The 18041-nt window shown below is 48.9% G+C and carries 16 protein-coding genes; 11 read left to right on the top strand and 5 right to left on the bottom strand.

Annotation, left to right across the window (positions count from 1 at the left end):
* Nucleotides 1–13: 13 nt before the first annotated feature.
* From EZV72_RS03245 to EZV72_RS03285, 9 genes are all read left to right on the top strand, one after another.
* Nucleotides 14–304 (top strand): hypothetical protein, encoded by a 291-nt coding sequence (locus EZV72_RS03245; protein WP_137165887.1) that lies wholly within the window; start codon nucleotides 14–16, stop codon nucleotides 302–304.
* 277 nt (nucleotides 305–581) lie between these two features.
* Nucleotides 582–1223 carry a PspA/IM30 family protein gene (locus EZV72_RS03250; RefSeq protein WP_137165888.1) on the top strand — a complete coding sequence of 214 codons (642 nt, stop codon included), beginning with the start codon at nucleotides 582–584 and terminating at the stop codon, nucleotides 1221–1223.
* Between the two features lie 25 nt (nucleotides 1224–1248).
* Nucleotides 1249–1455 carry a PspC domain-containing protein gene (locus EZV72_RS03255; protein WP_137165889.1) on the top strand — a complete coding sequence of 69 codons (207 nt, stop codon included), beginning with the start codon at nucleotides 1249–1251 and terminating at the stop codon, nucleotides 1453–1455.
* Nucleotides 1452–1793 carry a hypothetical protein gene (locus EZV72_RS03260; protein ID WP_137165890.1) on the top strand — a complete coding sequence of 114 codons (342 nt, stop codon included), beginning with the start codon at nucleotides 1452–1454 and terminating at the stop codon, nucleotides 1791–1793. The genes EZV72_RS03255 and EZV72_RS03260 overlap by 4 nt, the downstream gene beginning before the upstream one ends.
* A gap of 55 nt (nucleotides 1794–1848) precedes the next feature.
* On the top strand, nucleotides 1849–2838 hold the full coding sequence (locus EZV72_RS03265; protein ID WP_137168642.1) for a DUF2333 family protein: 990 nt from the start codon (nucleotides 1849–1851) through the stop codon (nucleotides 2836–2838).
* A 3-nt stretch (nucleotides 2839–2841) separates the two neighbouring features.
* Nucleotides 2842–3597, top strand: a complete 756-nt coding sequence (locus tag EZV72_RS03270) for a TIGR04219 family outer membrane beta-barrel protein (protein ID WP_137165891.1) — start codon at nucleotides 2842–2844, stop codon at nucleotides 3595–3597.
* A gap of 111 nt (nucleotides 3598–3708) precedes the next feature.
* Nucleotides 3709–5532 carry an assimilatory sulfite reductase (NADPH) flavoprotein subunit gene (locus tag EZV72_RS03275; RefSeq protein WP_137165892.1) on the top strand — a complete coding sequence of 608 codons (1824 nt, stop codon included), beginning with the start codon at nucleotides 3709–3711 and terminating at the stop codon, nucleotides 5530–5532.
* The gene (cysI, locus tag EZV72_RS03280; protein WP_137165893.1) at nucleotides 5532–7250 is read left to right on the top strand and encodes an assimilatory sulfite reductase (NADPH) hemoprotein subunit; all 1719 of its coding nucleotides are present in this window, start codon (nucleotides 5532–5534) and stop codon (nucleotides 7248–7250) included. Before EZV72_RS03275 ends, cysI begins: the two co-directional genes overlap by 1 nt.
* On the top strand, nucleotides 7243–7989 hold the full coding sequence (locus EZV72_RS03285) for a phosphoadenylyl-sulfate reductase (RefSeq protein WP_137165894.1): 747 nt from the start codon (nucleotides 7243–7245) through the stop codon (nucleotides 7987–7989). Before cysI ends, EZV72_RS03285 begins: the two co-directional genes overlap by 8 nt.
* Nucleotides 7990–8048: 59 nt before the next feature.
* Here EZV72_RS03285 and EZV72_RS03290 read toward each other — a convergent pair whose 3' ends face one another.
* Nucleotides 8049–8954 carry a TIGR03899 family protein gene (locus EZV72_RS03290; protein WP_137165895.1) on the bottom strand — a complete coding sequence of 302 codons (906 nt, stop codon included), beginning with the start codon at nucleotides 8952–8954 and terminating at the stop codon, nucleotides 8049–8051.
* A 127-nt stretch (nucleotides 8955–9081) separates the two neighbouring features.
* Here EZV72_RS03290 and EZV72_RS03295 point away from each other — a divergent pair, with 127 nt between their 5' ends.
* Complete coding sequence (locus EZV72_RS03295) at nucleotides 9082–11313, top strand: two-component system response regulator (RefSeq protein ID WP_137165896.1); 2232 nt, start codon at nucleotides 9082–9084, stop codon at nucleotides 11311–11313.
* Here EZV72_RS03295 and EZV72_RS03300 read toward each other — a convergent pair.
* Entirely contained in the window at nucleotides 11294–11854 is a 561-nt protein-coding gene (locus EZV72_RS03300) for a uracil-DNA glycosylase family protein (protein WP_232364491.1), read from the bottom strand. The genes EZV72_RS03295 and EZV72_RS03300 overlap by 20 nt on opposite strands.
* A gap of 150 nt (nucleotides 11855–12004) precedes the next feature.
* On the opposite strand from EZV72_RS03300, the gene EZV72_RS03305 reads away from it, so the two are divergent.
* Entirely contained in the window at nucleotides 12005–12310 is a 306-nt protein-coding gene (locus EZV72_RS03305; protein WP_137165898.1) for a pyridine nucleotide transhydrogenase, read from the top strand.
* A 62-nt stretch (nucleotides 12311–12372) separates the two neighbouring features.
* On the opposite strand, the gene sthA is transcribed toward EZV72_RS03305, so the two are convergent.
* The 3 genes from sthA to EZV72_RS03320 all read right to left on the bottom strand — a co-directional run bounded on the left by sthA (nucleotide 12373) and on the right by EZV72_RS03320 (nucleotide 18016).
* Nucleotides 12373–13800, bottom strand: coding sequence for a Si-specific NAD(P)(+) transhydrogenase (sthA, locus tag EZV72_RS03310; protein WP_137165899.1), 1428 nt, complete (start codon nucleotides 13798–13800; stop codon nucleotides 12373–12375).
* 122 nt (nucleotides 13801–13922) lie between these two features.
* A complete protein-coding gene (locus EZV72_RS03315) occupies nucleotides 13923–15704 on the bottom strand; it encodes a sensor histidine kinase (RefSeq protein ID WP_217495175.1) in 1782 nt (593 codons plus the stop codon).
* Between the two features lie 68 nt (nucleotides 15705–15772).
* Nucleotides 15773–18016: an EAL domain-containing protein gene (locus EZV72_RS03320; RefSeq protein ID WP_137165901.1), complete on the bottom strand. Its 2244-nt coding sequence runs from the start codon at nucleotides 18014–18016 to the stop codon at nucleotides 15773–15775.
* Between the last annotated feature and the right edge of the window lie 25 nt (nucleotides 18017–18041).

The raw sequence follows: 18041 nt of genomic DNA on the forward strand, positions 1-18041 counted from the left end.
TGAGGAACACACCATGAAAGCATCAACTATGTTTAATACAGCACTTATCTCTTCTGTTTTACTTGGCGGCTCAGCCATGGCGCAGCAAAGCAAAGTGGAAGATGTTGTAACCAATATGCTGGGGCAGTTAATGGCGTCGACGACGCTGGAAATTCAAATGGATGTGCAGGAAGCCATTGCTAATACGGTATACTTTTTTGAGCCTGAAAGCACACACTCACCACGTGGCAGTGTCTCGGTTAAAGATTTATCAGCGTCAAATAAAGCGGCAGATGCTGAACAGGACGATGAACAGGTTCAGTAAATTTCCCTCATTATTGTGATAGAGCAGCCTCCGGGCTGCTTTTTTTGTGCCTGTGATCAGCCTTTTTGCTGTGTGAATCTGACCACCATTACTGGTGTATCTCACCAATAAATGGTTTTTCCATAGTCTTAATAAAATGCCAAGAAGGGCGAAAACTTTAAAAAACAAGATAAAACAATGCATTAAAAAATTGGTACAGCCTTTGTAATGTGTATTGTGATGTGTAAGCCAAAGGTAGATACGCTATCTTGCTTCACGCTGATAACAGGAGATCACAATGAGTGTTTTTTCACGGGCCAGCGACATTATTCAGTCCAACCTGAACGCCATGCTGGATAAAGCAGAAAATCCGCAAAAGTTAACCCGCCAACTGATAAACGAAATGGAGGAGGCGGTTACCGAGGCGCGGGAGTTGTCGGCCACCATGATCAGTCAGAAAAAAGCATTAACCCGGGAGCTGAACTCGCTCACCCAGAAGATGGCGCGGTGGCAGCAAAAAGCGGGTATCGCACTGGATCAGCAGCGTGAAGATCTGGCCCGTGCCGCGTTACAGCAAAAACAGCAACTGGCACCACAGTACGAATCGCTGACTAGTCAGCTTAAGCAAACCGAAGCATCTATTGACAAACTGGATGAGCAGATTGGCCAGTTGAAATGCAATATCGGTCAGGCCCAAAAGAAAGTGCGCCCGACTCAGCCCAGTCCGGTGACCAGTGCAGACCAAAGCGCAGAGATTGTCAGTACTACTTGCCAACAACTCACTCGGTATGAATCTAAGCTGAAGCAGCTTGAAAGCCGTTATGACAACATAAATGAGGCGGGTAAGCAGAATACACTGCACGCGGAATTTGCCCGGCTTGAAGCTGATCAGAATATCGACATGCAATTAGCTGCTTTGAAACAGCAGCGTTCTGCCTAACGCCACATTACCAGGAGCAACAATTATGAAAACAGTGTCATCACATAAACGTATTCATCGGGATCTGGGGCGCTCTGTGATCAGCGGCGTGTGCGCCGGCGTTGCACGCTACTTCGCCATTGACCCGGTGTGGGTGCGAATTGCTGCTGTAATCAGTTTATTTATGGTGCCGGGAATATCCTTACTGGCTTACATTGCTGCGGTGATTGTCTTGCCAAGGAGTCTGGTATGAGGCAATTAATACTGGCTATCGTTATCACCGGACTACTGGTATATGGCGCTGGTAGTGCGGTAAATGACTGGTTTGGCTTTACTATTCATATCAGCGATCAGCTGCTTTCACCGGTCGAGAATATTCTGGTTTTTTTAGCAGTGGGAGTTGTGTTTGTTACTGTAGGCTTTATAGTGGCGATCAGCATGGTCGGAGCTGTCGCTATTGGATTGGTGGCTGCTTTTATCGCTTTACTGATGTTTGGTGTAAGTCTGGTCTGGCCGATTGTGCTGTTCGTGCTGGTTGTCTGGCTGCTGGCAAAGGGCCGACGTGAACATTATCAGCCCGGGGTACGTTAAAACCCAGCAAACCGAACCTACCTCAGAAACAACAATAAGGAACAAAACGTTGAGTATTAAAGAGCACTTAACCGTGAAACGAATTGGGGGCGTGGCCGTCCTTTTATTTATCATTTTCTGGTTGATTGGCTGGTACTGGAGTCTGTCTCCGGCCCCGTTTAATGTCAAAGAGCGGGTTGCCGCACAGGCGCAGGACAAATCTCATACTGATGTTCCCGGTTACACCCTGACCACTACTATGATTATGGTAACAGAAGAGCTGCTCAATAAGCCGGGCGGTTACCTGTCAAATGACCAAATGCCGCCGGGTCTGCTACTGGATAATATGCCGGCGTTTGAATTTGGGGTACTGGAGATGACCCGGGATCTGGCGCTGTCGATGCGTAAAGATTTTACCCGCTCTCAGTCCCAGTCTGTTGAGAATCCACGTATTGCCAAGGCGGTGCCGCAGTTCAATATGGACCATACCAACTGGGCTTTCCCGGCTGCCGAATCGAGCTATCAGAAAGGCGTTGATCTAATGTATGCCTATCGTCGGGAACTGGTTGATCCAACCGCCGGCGATAGCCAGTTTTATACCCGGGCAGATAATCTGCGTGAATGGCTGAAACTGGTAGAAAAGCGCATGGGCAGCTATTCTCAACGTTTAAGCGCCAGTGTGGGGTCTGCTCGTATCAATACGGATATGGCGGGCCAGCGCACGAAAAATCAAGCCTCTGAAATTTCAGAAAAACAGGTAAAAACCAGCTGGTGGAAAACCGATGATGTGTTTTATGAAGCCAAAGGGGCAAGCTGGGCATTGCTGCAGTATTTAAAGGCAGCAGAGATCGAATTTAGGGACGTCCTGGAAGACAAAAACGCGCTGGTCAGTCTGCGCCAGATTATTCGTGAGTTGGAAGCAACACAGCACACGGTATGGAGTCCGATGATTTTAAACGGAGACGGCTTTGGCATGTTAGCCAACCATTCACTGGTTATGGCGAACTACATTTCTCGCGCCAACGCCGCATTGATTGAGCTTTCTGAACTGATGAATCAAGGATAAGTGATGAAAAAAAGCCTTTTAGCACTGAGCGCGGCAGCTACTTTGGTGGCAGGTCCGGCAATGGCTGACACTATTGCCGGTGTGTATGCTGGCGTTCAGGGCTGGCATACCAGCCCGGATGGTGGTTTTGCCAGTAACAATAACACCGCAGACTTTAATCTGGAGTCTGATACGCAAACGGCGGCCTATGTGGCATTCGAGCACCCGCTGCCATTTGTACCTAACCTGAAACTAAATTACACCACGCTGGAAACAGACGGGAACACCGCACTACAGTCAGACCTGACTTTTAATGGCGACCTGTACACGGCAAACAGCAATGTGTACACCAATATCGATATCGACACGACAGATATCATTCTGTACTACGAACTGTTTGATAATGATTTGGTCAGCTTTGATCTGGGGATCAATGCCAAATATATTGACGGTGCACTGGAAGTTAGTGATGTGGCCAGCAATACTCGCGGCTACACCGAATTTTCCGGCATTATTCCTATGGCGTATTCCCGGGTTCAGGTAGGCTTGCCGTTTACGGGGCTGGGCGCTTATGCAGAAGGGAGCTATCTGTCTTTTGATGATCACAAACTCAGTGATTACCAGGTAGCCTTGACCTACTCATTTATCGAAAGTCTGGCGCTGGATATGACGTTGCAGGTAGGTTATCGCAATGTCGATATGGACATCGAAGATCTGGATGATGTGTACGCTGACATGACATTTGACGGTGCATTTGCTGGTCTTGAGGTCCACTTCTAGACGTAAAAGTTAGCTTTTAAGCACTTTCAGTAATAAAAAAGTTAGATTAGTTCTTTTCTCTTCTTAAATAAACTCGTTAGCCTTAGCGCATCACATTGAGGCTAACGAGTTATGTCACAAGATTCGAATCAAAATCAAGCACCCGGTGCGGTGTTAAATGAACAGCAGTGGAACGCCATCACACAGGCGATTTCTGGTCTAAACCGCGATCAGCTTACCTGGGTAAGCGGATACGTAGCCGGCATGGCTGCGGCAGCTGGTGGTAGTGTTGCTCCGGCAGCCCCTGCAGTCGCTGCGCAATCGGCCAGTGCGCCGGTGATGACCGTACTGTACGGCTCGCAAACCGGCAATGCCAAAGGCGCGGCACAAGGATTTCAGGCAAAAGCAGAAGCCGCTGGTTATAACAGCAAGCTCATTAGTATGGCCGACTACAAACCTCGCCAGCTGAAAAATGAAACCCATGTGGTCATTTTTGTCAGTACGCACGGCGAAGGTGATGCCCCCGACGACGCCATTGAACTGCACGAATTCTTAGGCGGTAAAAAAGCGCCTAAACTCAATAGCCTTAAATACGCGGTGCTGGGGCTGGGCGACAGCAGCTATGAATTTTTCTGTCAGACCGGCAAAGACTTTGACGAACGTCTGGCGAAACAGGGCGCATCTGCCATTATTCCGCGTGAAGACTGTGATGTTGATTACGACAGTCAGGTAGAAAGTTTTGCTGAAAAGCTGATTGCCTCACTTAAAGATGAGTTGTCAGCCGTACCGGCCAGCCAGTCGGTGGCAGTACAAACCGGTGCTGCTGTGCAAGGCGCAGAATCTGCCTACACCAAGAAAACGCCGTTTGTTGCCAGCCTGCTGGACGCGCAGAAAATTACCGGCCGTGATTCAGTTAAAGATATTCGTCATATTGAAATCAGCCTGGAAGACTCTGACATTACCTATCAGCCTGGCGACGCGCTGGGTGTATGGTTTAAAAATGCGCCCTCACTGGTCAGCGAATTGCTATCACTGGTTGGTTTGCAAGGTGACGAAAATGTCACGGTGGCCGGCGATGCGATGACCCTGTCCGACGCCCTGACCGATAAGCTGGAACTGACATTAAGTTATCCGAACTTTATTAAAGCTTATCAGACCGCCACAGGATCACAGACTCTGGCAACGTTGATGGAAGACAAAGCACAGCTGCGTACCTACATGGCAGAACGCCAAATTGTGGATATTGTGCGGGATCATCCTGGTTCCCTGTCGGCTCAGGAACTGGCCGATGCCCTGCGTCCGTTAACGCCACGTTTATACTCCATTGCCTCTAGTCAGAGCGAAGTGGAAGATGAAGTGCACCTGACGGTAGCCCATGTTGATTATGATGCCTTTGGCGTACGTCACCAGGGCGGCGCATCAGGCTTCTTGTGCGAGCGTGTGGAAGAGGGCGGCGAAGTAGCGGTTTTTGTAGAGAAAAATGATAACTTCCGCCTGCCAGATAACCCGGACACCCCCGTTATTATGGTTGGTCCGGGTACGGGAATCGCTCCATTTCGCGCATTTATGCAGGAGCGGGATGCACAGGGTGCAGAAGGAAAGAACTGGCTGTTCTTTGGTAACCCGCATTTCACCCAGGACTTTCTGTATCAGGTCGAGTGGCAGGGGTATGTGAAAAGCGGCCTGGTTGACAATATCACCCTGGCGTTTTCACGGGACCAAAAAGAAAAAGTGTATGTACAGCATCGCTTGCTTGAACACGGCAAAGCGGTGTTTGAATGGCTTGAACAAGGGGCACACTTTTACGTGTGTGGTGACGCGATGCACATGGCCAAGGATGTGGAAGCAGCATTGCTTTCAATTATTCAGGAACATGGCGGCAAGTCCGAAGAAGATGCCAAAGCGTATCTTGTGGCATTACGCAAAGCAAAACGTTACCAGAAGGATGTCTACTAATGAGCAATGAAAAGTCCCCGTTTATCGTTGAAGGCAAGCTGGCTGACAACGAACGTCTGAAAGCCGAGAGCCGCAATTTACGCGGAACTATTGAGCAGGATCTTAACGATGATCTGACCGGTGGTTTTACCGCTGATAACTTTCAGCTCATACGTTTTCACGGCATGTACCAGCAGGACGACCGTGACATCCGTGCTGAGCGTGCTAAGCAGAAACTTGAGCCGCTGCATAATGTTATGCTGCGTGCGCGTTTGCCGGGCGGCATTATTACGCCTGATCAGTGGCAGGTTATTGATAAGTTTGCCGAAGAGCATAGCTTGTATGGCAGCATCCGGCTGACTACCCGTCAGACCTTTCAGTTTCACGGTGTTTTAAAGCCGAATATCAAGCTGATGCACCAAACGCTGAACAAAACCGGTATTGACTCTATTGCTACTGCCGGCGATGTGAACCGGAACGTACTGTGTACCTCAAACCCGGTGGAATCTCAGCTGCACATTGAAGCCTACGAGTGGGCGAAAAAAATCAGTGAGCACTTGCTGCCTAAAACCCGTGCCTATGCTGAAATCTGGCTGGACGGGGAGAAGGTAGAGTCTACTGAAAAGCCGGTTGAGCCCATTTTGGGTGATAACTATCTGCCACGTAAATTTAAAACCACCGTGGTGATTCCGCCGCAAAATGATGTGGACGTGCATGCTAACGACCTCAACTTTGTGGCCATAGCTGACAATGGCAAACTGGTCGGTTTTAACGTATTGGTGGGCGGTGGTCTGGCCATGACCCACGGTGATGAGTCGACTTACCCACGTAAAGCAGATGATTTTGGCTTTATTACGCTGGATCAGACCCTGGCGGTGGCTGAAGCTGTGGTAACCACACAGCGAGACTGGGGAAACCGGGTTAATCGTAAAAATGCCAAAACCAAATACACACTGGAGCGGGTTGGCGTAGATAACTTTAAAGCCGAAGTGGAAAAACGCGCCGGAGTGACATTTGCCGAGAGTCGTCCTTATGAGTTTACCGGTCGCGGCGATCGTATTGGCTGGGTTGAAGGCGTTGATGGTAAGTTCCACCTGACAGTATTTATTGAAAATGGCCGCATTCTGGACTTCCCGGGTAAGCCGCTAAAAACAGGGTGTCTGGAAATTGCCAAAATTCACCAGGGCGATTTCCGCCTGACAGCTAATCAAAACCTGATCATTGCCGGTGTTCCTGCTGATCAGAAAGAGATTATTGAAAAACTGGCCCGTGAGCACGGTTTGATTGAATCTGATGTGTCAGCGCAGCGCCTGGACTCAATGGCCTGTGTTTCTTTACCTACCTGCCCGCTGGCTATGGCAGAGGCTGAGCGCTATCTGCCAGCAGCCGTAGACCGTCTTGAAGCGGTACTGACTTCTCATGGTGTGGGGAAAGACAGCATTATTTTCCGTATTACCGGTTGCCCGAATGGTTGCGGCCGCGCCATGCTGGCGGAGATTGGTCTGGTCGGTAAAGGTCCGGGCAAGTACAACCTGCACCTGGGTGGCAACCGTGAAGGTACGCGTATTCCACGGATGTACCGTGAAAATATCAGCGAAGACGACATTTTTGCTGAGCTGGATACGCTGATTGGACGCTGGGCGACCGAACGTCACGACAACGAGGCATTCGGTGATTTCGTCATTCGCGCCAATATCATTAAACCCGTTGTGGACTCAGCAAGAGATTTCTATGACTAATACTGCAACTGACATTAATACGCCGCTGACTCTGGATGTATCAAAAGAGGATTTGGCGGCGATTAATGAACAACTGGAACAGCTGAGTGCTGCAGAACGAGTAGCCTGGGCGCTTAAAAATCTGCCGGGCAATCATATTGTCTCGTCCAGTTTTGGGGCTCAGTCTGCAGTTATGTTGCACCTGCTGACACAGGCACAGCCGGCTATGCCGGTAGTCCTGACGGATACCGGTTATCTGTTTCCTGAAACATATCAGTTTATTGATGACATGATGAACCAGCTTAACCTGAACCTTCATGTCTATCGCGCTGAGCTGTCAGCGGCGTGGCAGGAGGCCAGGTTTGGCCGCTTGTGGGAGCAGGGTGTTGAAGGTATTGAAACCTACAACAAGATGAATAAAGTTGAGCCCATGCAACGGGCGCTTAAAGAGCTGGAGGCACAGACCTGGTTTGCCGGTCTGCGTCGCAGCCAGTCTGACAGCCGCGAAAAGCTGCCGGTGCTACAAAAAGCCGGTAATCAGTTTAAGCTTTACCCGATTATTGACTGGACCAACAAAGACTTACATTATTATCTTAAAGATAATGAGCTGCCGTATCATCCGTTATGGGAGCAAGGTTATGTGTCGATTGGTGACTGGCACACCACACAGTCCTTGCAGGAAGGTATGAGCGAGCAGGACACCCGTTTCTTCGGTCTGAAACGTGAATGTGGTCTGCATGAATTTGGTGATGGTATTTAAGCTGTCGCCAACATATAAAAAAGCGGTTTTCCAGCGATGGAAAGCCGCTTTTTTATTGGCTAATCTATCGTCACCCCAAATGGGGCGCCTAGCAGTTCACTAAGCTGGGACAGATAAGCCGGCACGGTTTTCTTGCCGACCAGACGGTACAGCTCGGCACCAACCCCGGTAAACTTGTAAAATACCAGCGCAGTGCCTTTGGACCGGGCGGTAAGAGTCAGCGTTTGATTCAGATACTTCCAGCGGGTTTGCTGGCCGGCCGGAATTTCCCCGCTTTCAATTTCGCTGGCGTAAATCAGCTTTAAATCAATCAGCGTCAGCAGGGCAGAATAGGGCAGGCTAAACTCAGATAAATTCAGCTGGCGGGCACTGCGTGGTCTGAAAAAAGAAGACAGTCTGGGTTTTTGATGAAATCCCACTAACAGCCGCGGCACATCGTCGGTGACACTACGACATGCAAGACTGGCAGCCCGGGCAAAAATATCGGCATCACGCTGAGTAAGATACCGAATTGTCTCAAGGCTTTTGAGTGAGAAACTCCCCGGCGTGGCCACTTCAACCGCCAGAATCTTCCCCCACAACTCCTGCATGGCCGGTGAATAAATATTTTCTGCTAATTCCAGAAAGCCATGAAACCAGTCGGCATCAGTAGATTGCCCGCTAACAGATTTCACTGATACCGACGTGGCAATGGCCAGAATAGATTCAAGATTTGCCAGCTGTGCCTGCGCTTTGACTTGCTGGCGGTGTCTGACATGTTGCTGACGATCCTGTTGGGAGGATAAACGCGCACTCACAGCGATACCGGCCTGCGCAGAAAGCAGGCGTAAAGTGGCGGCAACATGCGTCGTCTGATCAGTCTTGCTGGCCGAATCGTCTATACTGACTTGAGCAGAAATATGTTTTGTCTGGTGGTCAGTGGGCGAAACCGGTGGCTGAACCGTATTAGAATCAATTTTCATCATTAATTAAAAGCGTTGATATCGACAATACTCTGGCGTAGCTTTTACACTGCTACTATTGCATCACTATTTCGGTATTGCAATCTGACTACAGCAACTATGCCAGACGGCGAGCAGGGACAAGGATTGAATGGCGACCTCGAATTACGAGAACGACGAACTGGTCTTCGCAACAGAAGAAACAAGCATCAGTTATCTGCCGGTTGAACGAAAGCCGTGGACTCTGCTGGTCGTGGATGATGACGAGGAAGTGCATACTGTCACTCGTCTGGCCCTCAACGGATTAGAGCTTAACGGCAGACGACTGAGCTTTCGTCACGCCTATACCGGTGAGCAAGCCTGTAAAATACTCGGCGAGTCGGCAGAAGATATTGCGGTTATCTTGCTGGATGTTGTGATGGAAAATGATCATGCGGGTTTGGATGTGGTTCGCTACCTGCGCGATACGTTAAAGCACCCTGAGCCCCGTATCATCCTGCGCACAGGTCAGCCCGGCTACGCACCGGAAGAAGATGTTATTAAGCAATATGATATTAATGATTACAAAACCAAAACCGAGCTTACCCGGGGCAGACTGACAACCTCCGTCATTACAGCATTGCGCTCCTATCAACAAATAATGGCCTTAAACAGCAGCCGCCTGGGACTGCAGAAAATCATCGGCTCCATGTCCAATCTGATGGAAGAGCATTCCGTAAAATCGTTTTGTGAAGGTGTGATTATTCAGCTCAGCAGCCTGATCGGGCTCAATGCAGAAGGTGTGGTATGTGCCCGGGCCGGCTCAGTACTGGAGCGTGAGGATGATGGCATCTATGTGCTGGGGGCTGCGGGCGACCATGCTATGCATATCAATCAGCCGGTTGAGCAACTAAATAACCCGCACCTGATTGAAAGCATTCATCGCTGTTTGCGTTTGAAGCAGCATATTTCTGAGCCTGAATTTACTGTTTTGTTTTTACAGCGCGCCGGATTTGAGGCTGCGGTATTTATTAATATGCAAGGAGATATCCGGGCAGCTGAACAAGAGTTGCTGGAAGTATTTTTATCCAGCGTATCTATCGGATACGAAAATGTTCATCTTTTTCATCAGCTACGCAATGCAGCCTTTCGAGACTGGCTGACTCGTCTGCCTAACCGCAATGAGTTTATTAATACGCTGGAACGTCAGCGCACCATTGCGTTGTCGCAAACACTGGCTCTGGTTGATATCAGTCACTTTTCTGATATCAACGATGGACTGGGCCAGGATGCCGGAAATGATTTATTGCGGGCGGTCGCTTTGCGGTTGCAAAGCGAATTATCCAATAATGTTTTTAAAGCCCGTATCGGTAACGATGTGTTTGCTTTACTGGGGCCTGCAGAACTGATTACCCCGCAAATCATCAATCAGCTTTTCAGTGTGGCATTTACAGCCCATGAACACACTATTCCTCTGAGTGTATCGGTAGGCTTATGCGAAATTGACACAACCAGCCGCGACAGTCTTGCCCTGTTAAAAAGTGCTAATATTGCGCTTAATCTGGCCAAGCGAAAGCATACTGAAAACTACGTGTTTTATACCGCAGATATGGAGCAGAAAACCACGACTCAGCTGGAACTTATCCGAAAGCTAAGAGCGGATTTTGCCGACGCTAAACTGGAGTTATGGTTTCAGCCCCAGGTTGATCTGATCAATGAAAAGGTGGTGGGAGCAGAAGCGTTGCTGCGCTGGCCTGACGGTGACGGTGGCTATATATCACCTGCGGTATTTATTCCACTGGCTGAATATTCCGGGTTGATAGTAGAGATTGGCCACTGGGTCATTGAAGAAGCTTGTCGGCGAATTTGTGACCTGGACCGGCTGGGGTATGGCGATCTGCGCATTGCTGTTAATATTTCCATCCCGCAGTTTCGTGATCAGCAATTTGAAGAGCGGGTCAAGAGCGCGCTGGCGGCACATGATTGTGCACCTGATAAGCTGGAGCTGGAAATTACAGAAAGCGTGGTTATGGATGAGCCACAGATTGTAATCGATGCCCTGTCAGCATTAAAGGCTCATGGTGTAGCTATTGCACTGGATGATTTTGGTACCGGCTTTTCTTCCATGAGTTACTTACAGCGCCTACCTCTGGACCGGCTTAAAGTAGACCGTTCATTTGTTAAAGATGTCGGCCCGAAGAACAACCCGGTACTTGCTGAAACTATTGTCACACTGGGCAATAAACTGGGGCTCGCCACAATTGCCGAAGGTGTTGAAACCCGCGAACAGGCAAGCTATATGATTAAGCTGGGCTGTGAAGAAGCACAGGGCTTTTTATTTGCCCGTCCGATGCCGTTTGATGATATGGTTAATTTTCTGGCGGTCAGGCAGACGTCTCACTGAGGATATGGGTGATCTGTGCCCGCAGGGTAGGTAGGGTAGACGCTTCAAACCAGGGGTGTCGACCCAGCCAGCGGTTATTGCGTCCCGAAGGGTGGGGCAACACCGCCAACTTACTTGAAGGAGGCTGGTCTTTTACTGCCTCGGTGAGGGTTTTATACTGTTTGCAATAATAATTCTGGGCATACCGACCAACCAGAATGGTCAGTTGTGGGTTAATTCTGGATAGCAACGTATCATGCCACGTTGGGGCGCATTCTTTTCGGGGTGGTGCATCCGCGCCATTTTTATATCCGGGAAAACAAAACCCCATAGGAATCAGTGCAATACGTTGAGGGTTATAGAAAGTATCCTTCTCTATACCCAGCCAGCGCCGTAACCGGTCACCGCTCTTATCATTCCATGGCGTATTGGTATTGTGCGCAATCAGCCCGGGAGCCTGGCCAATGATTACAATGTCCGCATGCTCGCTTGCCGCCAGCACTGGTCGCGGTGAGTGAGGCAATGCAAACTCACAGAGTTTACAGTCTCTGACTCTGTTCATAAGCGCGCAAAAAGATGCTGAACTTTTTTGTATTGTTACTCTTCTTGTCATATTAATGTCATATTGATGTGATCAAAAATTGCAATCCCACCGTTTTAAGAGTATGCTGATTTATACAGTAGGAAGTACTGTGAATTTAAGGAGTTTAACATGCGTAAATTATTAACAGGCTTGGCGCTGCTTACAATAACAAGTATTGCGCATGCGGAATCCGGTAATCAATTGTTCCAGTGCATGGACAAAAAAACCTTTGAAGTAAACAGTGAGTGTATGTCGCAAAACATCACCAGCAATGTTCGCTTTAAAGAAGCTGAGCAACAGGTATTTACTCAGGCAGAAGAAGCCCGTGGTGATTACGCTGTCGCTACAATGACATTCGATCCAAGCAAAATGCAAATCGACATTGTCGCACACCGCGATGCGCTGCAAGCGATGAACGCACTTACCGAACAATAATCATTGATTGTTCCGCAGAAAAAACCGGCTTTCGCCGGTTTTTTGCTGTCTGGAAATCAGTATCAAAAAATCCGGTTAAGACCATTTAACGCCGCAACCCGATATGCCTCTGCCATAGTCGGGTAGTTGAATGTAGTATTCACAAAGTAATCCAGCGAATTAGCCTCGCCTTTTTGCTGCATAATCGCCTGACCGATATGCACAATCTCAGAAGCCCTTTCACCGAAGCAGTGAATACCCAGAATTTGCTTTGTTTCTCGATGAAATAAAATTTTCAGGCTTCCTACTTCTGTCGATGCAATTTGTGCTCTGGCCAGATGTTTAAACTGCGCCCGTCCAACTTCATAAGGCACTTTGGCTGCGGTCAGTTCCTGCTCTGTTTTACCCACAGAACTGATTTCCGGAATAGTATATATACCGGTCGGAATGTCTTCGATAAGGCCTGCATTGGCTTTGCCGTTAAGCATGGCCTCAGCGGCAAAGCGACCCTGATTATAGGCGGCAGATGCCAGGCTGGGATAACCAATCACATCACCCACCGCAAAGACATTGTCTACGCTGGTCTGATAATTTTCATTAACTGACAACTGGCCCCGTGAGTCGGGCTTCAGCCCGATGGCTGCCAGGTTAAGCATATCGGTGTTGCCTGTACGGCCATTGGCAAATAATAAACAGTCTGCGCGCATACGCTTGCCGGATTCCAGGTTCAGTATCACACCGTCGTCAGTGCCTTCTACGGATGTATAGGTTTCTGTATTACGGATAACCACACCGTTATTCCACAAATGGTAACTCAGTGCATCAGAGATCTCGGCGTCAAGAAACGACAATAGCCGCTCGCGCATGTTCACCAGGTCAACTTTGACCCCCATGCCCCGAAAGATGCTCGCATATTCTGAACCAATCACGCCCGCGCCATAAATGATAATAGATTTTGGCTCATGGTCTAACGACAAAATGGTGTCGGAGTTATAGATCCTTGGATGATCAAAGTTGATATCAGCGGGGGTATAGGGGCGTGAGCCGGTAGCAATAGCAAACTTTTCTGCCGTTATCATGTCTTGAGAGCCATCGTTACGCTCTATTTTCAGAGTGTTAGCATCCACAAAACTGGCCACCCCATGAAACAGACTGACCCGGTTTCTATCGTAGAATGTTGAGCGCAGCTTGGTCTGTTTTTGAATCACACCGCTGGCATGTTTCATAATATCCGCAAATGTCACATGGCGGTTACCCTGATTTTCTGAAAAAAGCGGCGTATTATTGTATTCAATTAAGCGACTAACCGAGTGGCGCAGGGCTTTTGACGGAATTGTTCCCCAGTGGGTACAGCCACCGCCCACATCCTGGTATCGTTCAACCACAGCAACCCGCTTTCCTGCCTTGGCTAACTGCATGGCTACGCCTTCACCTCCCGGGCCTGTGCCGATGACAACCGCATCATACTGAAATTGGGGTTTGGCTTTTCGCGCGGGGGCTTTTTTGGTCATAACTGCTCACTTTAAATAATTGAAAACCAATGGCGACAGACAAAGCCACCGCCGGTTTAATATACAGTAAAGTCTAGCAACATGGTGAAAAGAAACAACATTGCTGTTGGTTAATTACGCGCTTATGAGTCTGCACTTGCGGGGCTGACCGGTAATTCCAGAATAAAGCAAGTGCCCTGGCCTGGGGTCGAATTCACCTGGATATGACCCTGCATCACATGAGTGACCCATCGATGAACCAGGTGCAGTCCTAATCCGGAATTTCCCTGGCCGCGGTTGGTGGTAACAAACGGGTCAAACAGCGAGTCGGCAACATCCTGTGCTATACCCAGGCCATTGTCTGTCACGGTGACAAACACCAGGTCCTGCATTCGCTCAGCTTTAATGGCAATGGTGCCATTGTTATTTTCAAAGGCGTGGTTCATCGCATTATTGATAAGGTTTTGTAATACCTGAGATAACGTGCCCGGATAGCTCTTCATAAAGATGCTGGCAGGCACATCAACTTCAATCTGTAGCCGGCTACCTTTTAGTTGTGGTTTCATGGCATCGAGCAAATCGTACACCGCCTGGGCCAGGTTGAAGTCCATCTGAATTTCTTCTGAGCGGTCGACTGCCAACCGTTTGAATCGTTGTATCAGGCTACTGGCGCGTTGCAGATTTGTCAGCGCCAGTTCGGTTGCCTCTCGGCTTTGCTGTACATGCTCATCTAATGCAGAGCGTGTCAGGCCCTCGGCAATGCATTTATTCAGCTCATTTACTTTACGTTGTAAACCGCTGACCGTCATTACCGCTGCCCCGATGGGAGTGTTAAGCTCATGGGAGACACCGGCAACCAGCATGCCCAGCGACGCCATTTTCTCTACTTCAACCAGCTCATCCTGCAATACCTGCTGATGCTGTAAGGCATCGGCCAGATCCGCTTTTTCGGTTTTCAGCAACTGCGTCAGCCGCTTTACCCGCAGTCCCAGCACCGCTTCGCGATAAATCAGTAGTAAGCCAATACAAAAAACCACCAGTGCGATGACAACCGCCGGTGTTAATGCCTGCTGTTGAATACTTCGATAGAGCGTCCTGGGCGTTCGGGCAATAAAGTAAAGAGTTGTTCGCTTATCTGCCGGCTCGCTAAGCTGCAGATAACTTTTTACCACACTGTAAATATCATCCTGCTCGCCTTCAATTAATGAGCCGGCAGGAGTGGTGTTCAAATGTTGCCATAGCCTGGGAATATCATCAGGCAGGCTGTGCTGTCCGGTCTGCAGCACCGATGCCCACTGTTTGGTTTGATCAGGGTGAATAAGCCACTGATCATTATTTTCTGCAACCAGTAACTGGGTTTTGGTATCTGATAAGCCGGACAAAAAATCAAACAGACTGGTCAGCCGAAAGTTAACAATTAAAAAGCCTTCCCCCAAAGGATGGTTGGGTGTGCTGTGTAACAGCGCCCGAATGGTTGGCTCCAGCGGGGTGACTACCTTGCCGTTTTCAATATTCAAGTCAATGTCGCTGAGTATCAGTTCGCCGGGAAGGGTATTGAGTATGGTTTTAAAATAGCTACGGTGGGCCTTGTTTTGCAGGTTTTGGGCAGAGACGGCCTCGCTTCCCATGCCTGCAAAATTGACCCGGTAAACTTCCTGACCCTCCATGTTCAGCCAGCGTAACTGGGAAACATTGGGCAGCGAAGCACCAACCCGTGAAAAACTATTTACCGTGCTTTCATTCTGGCTTTCCAGTAAATCCTGTAAATGGATGGAAAGCAGCCGGGCTGTATTTCTGATATCTCCCAGTTCCCGGTTAAATGTACTGTTGGCAGAGGAAATAAGGTTGATGTGTTCAGCGTTCAGTATTTCCAGCTGCAGGGTGACTTTGCGATCATACTGAATCAGGCCGGCCAGTATTGCCATGATGACAACCCAGATACTCCACCACCACAGCCTGGGCTGGCGTAAAATATAGACAGACAATGCCCGCATTATTTCAGTTTACTCGTTAACTCACTAAAGGTTAGCGGCTTGGCAAATAAGAATCCCTGACCGATCAGATAGCCATTTTGACATAGAATAGCCTGTTGATGAGCATTTTCGACACCTTCAGCCACCACAGTGGCAGAGCATTGTTCAGCCAGCTTCTGCACCATACGAATCACTGGTAGCGCTGAGGCGTTTTCAGGGTCATCGAGCTGTTTTACAAAGCTTTTATCCAGTTTCAGTACCTTGGCACCAAGCTGACTAAAATGCGCAAGGGAAGAATAGCCGGTACCAAAATCATCAATGCTGATGCTGATTCCCAGTGCGCTGAGTTCTTTAATGATGGGGGCGACCAGACTGTAGTCCTGCATAGCCTGACTTTCAGTGATTTCCACCTCAATATGTTCAGGCTTCACCGTTGTACTGCAAATAAGCTTTTTCAGACTGGACATAAAAGCCGGATTACTGAGATCAGCACTGGAGATATTGAATGAAATTGGTATGGAAAGACCGGCCTGATGCAAGCTTTCCATATCAGCAAACACCGTTTTCATGACCAGGTAATCAATTTTACTCACCAGGCCAGATGCTTCAGCAAGCGGAATAAAGTCAGCCGGCATCAGTTGAGTCTTACTGTCTTTTTGCCATCGTAATAATGCTTCAGCTCCCACTATCTGGCCCGTTTGCATATCGCATTTGGGCTGGTAATACACTTTTAACTGACTGGGGTCGGCAATGGCATCGTGCAGATCTTTAAGCAGTATGTACCGGCTTTCCAGGGCATAAAGCAGGCTATCGTCATAGTAAGACACCGCCTCACCGCGTTGTCTGCCTTTATGTAACGTAGCTTCCGCCAGTCGTAATGCCTGATCAGAATTATTCTTTGATATCAGATCCAGATCGAGCACCGCCACGTGGGTATTGGTTTTATGCACCAGCTGATTAACCGATAAAGTCTGCTCGTTTAATTGCAGCAATGCGTCTTTGGACGGGCCGTACTGACGGGTAAATAATAGTGCCAGACAGTCTTCTTCAATCCGGGCGATGGCGTAATGATCAGGCAGCTGACAATAAATGCGTTCGAGCAGGGTTTGCATCAGTGTAGTAGTAAAGGCATTACCCAGCAGTATCTCAGTGGTATAGAAGTCAGCCACCCGAACCAGCACCACAATCGTATTTTTGCGCTCTGCATTGGGGGTGGTATGAAGCTCACGTTGCAGCCAGTTCCGGTTAGGTATGTTCAGGCTGGCATCGTAGTACGCCAGTTTGGAGAGCTTGTTGAGTAGCGCAAGATTTTTAAATCCGCTGGCGACGCCTTCGCTGAATACCATTAGCAGGGCAATATGGCTGACATCCATCGGCTCGCTGGATTTGACAATAACCAGATAAAACCGGCTGTCCAGCTTTTCAGTACTGTAATACAGTACCGACCAGTGGCCATTGAACTGATGCTCTTTCGTCAGTGTGGCTTTATCAATAGCTGCCGAGACAATGCCCTGCTCAGACTCAGACAAGTCACTGAGCATCTCAGACAGGGAATTGTCATGGTGGCGCTGAAATTCGCCACTGGACGCTACAACGCCGGCATGTTCTACCGGTAACCGGCCATTAGAATGAACACACACAATGCCGCCTTTATCCGGGACATCAATGATACGGCCAATTTCTTTTAACACCGTTTGGGTAAAGCCTGGCACATTTTGCTTAGACGTCATGGTGCGCGATGCATCCACAATCATTTGCAGACCGCGCTTAGCTGAGGCAAGCTCGTTCAGGGCACTCCAAGTCTTGATGTTGGCTGTCACCACCGAGCGCAATTTCTCCTCGGTCAGGTCAACCTTGTTCCAGTATTCGTTGATATCATAATCGCGCATGGTATCAAGCCGGGGGGCCATGGAGGCCTGCCCGGTTAATAACACAATACGCAGTAAGTCATTGCCGATGAGATTGCGAATGGTATTGACCAACAGCAGACCGGCATCATCCTGCTCCATGACAACATCAAGTAAAATGACGGATAGATTTGGATGGCGGGCAATGATATCGGCAGCCTGAGAGGCCGATGATGCTGTAAGCAGCTTAACAGGTTTGTCTTGCACCACCATGTCAGCCAGGCCCATCTTTAAAGACAGCTGGTAACCGGGGTCATCCTCTACACTAAGTACCTGCCAGTAATCAGTACTGATCTCTCTGGATACATCGGTCTGCGGTGTTTCATCAGCAAAAGCAAAAAGTGAATTATCGGACATCGTTATTCCTGTTTGGACTGCTCCG

The sequence above is a fragment of the Salinimonas lutimaris genome (genome assembly GCF_005222225.1).
Lineage (GTDB): Bacteria > Pseudomonadota > Gammaproteobacteria > Enterobacterales > Alteromonadaceae > Alteromonas > Alteromonas lutimaris.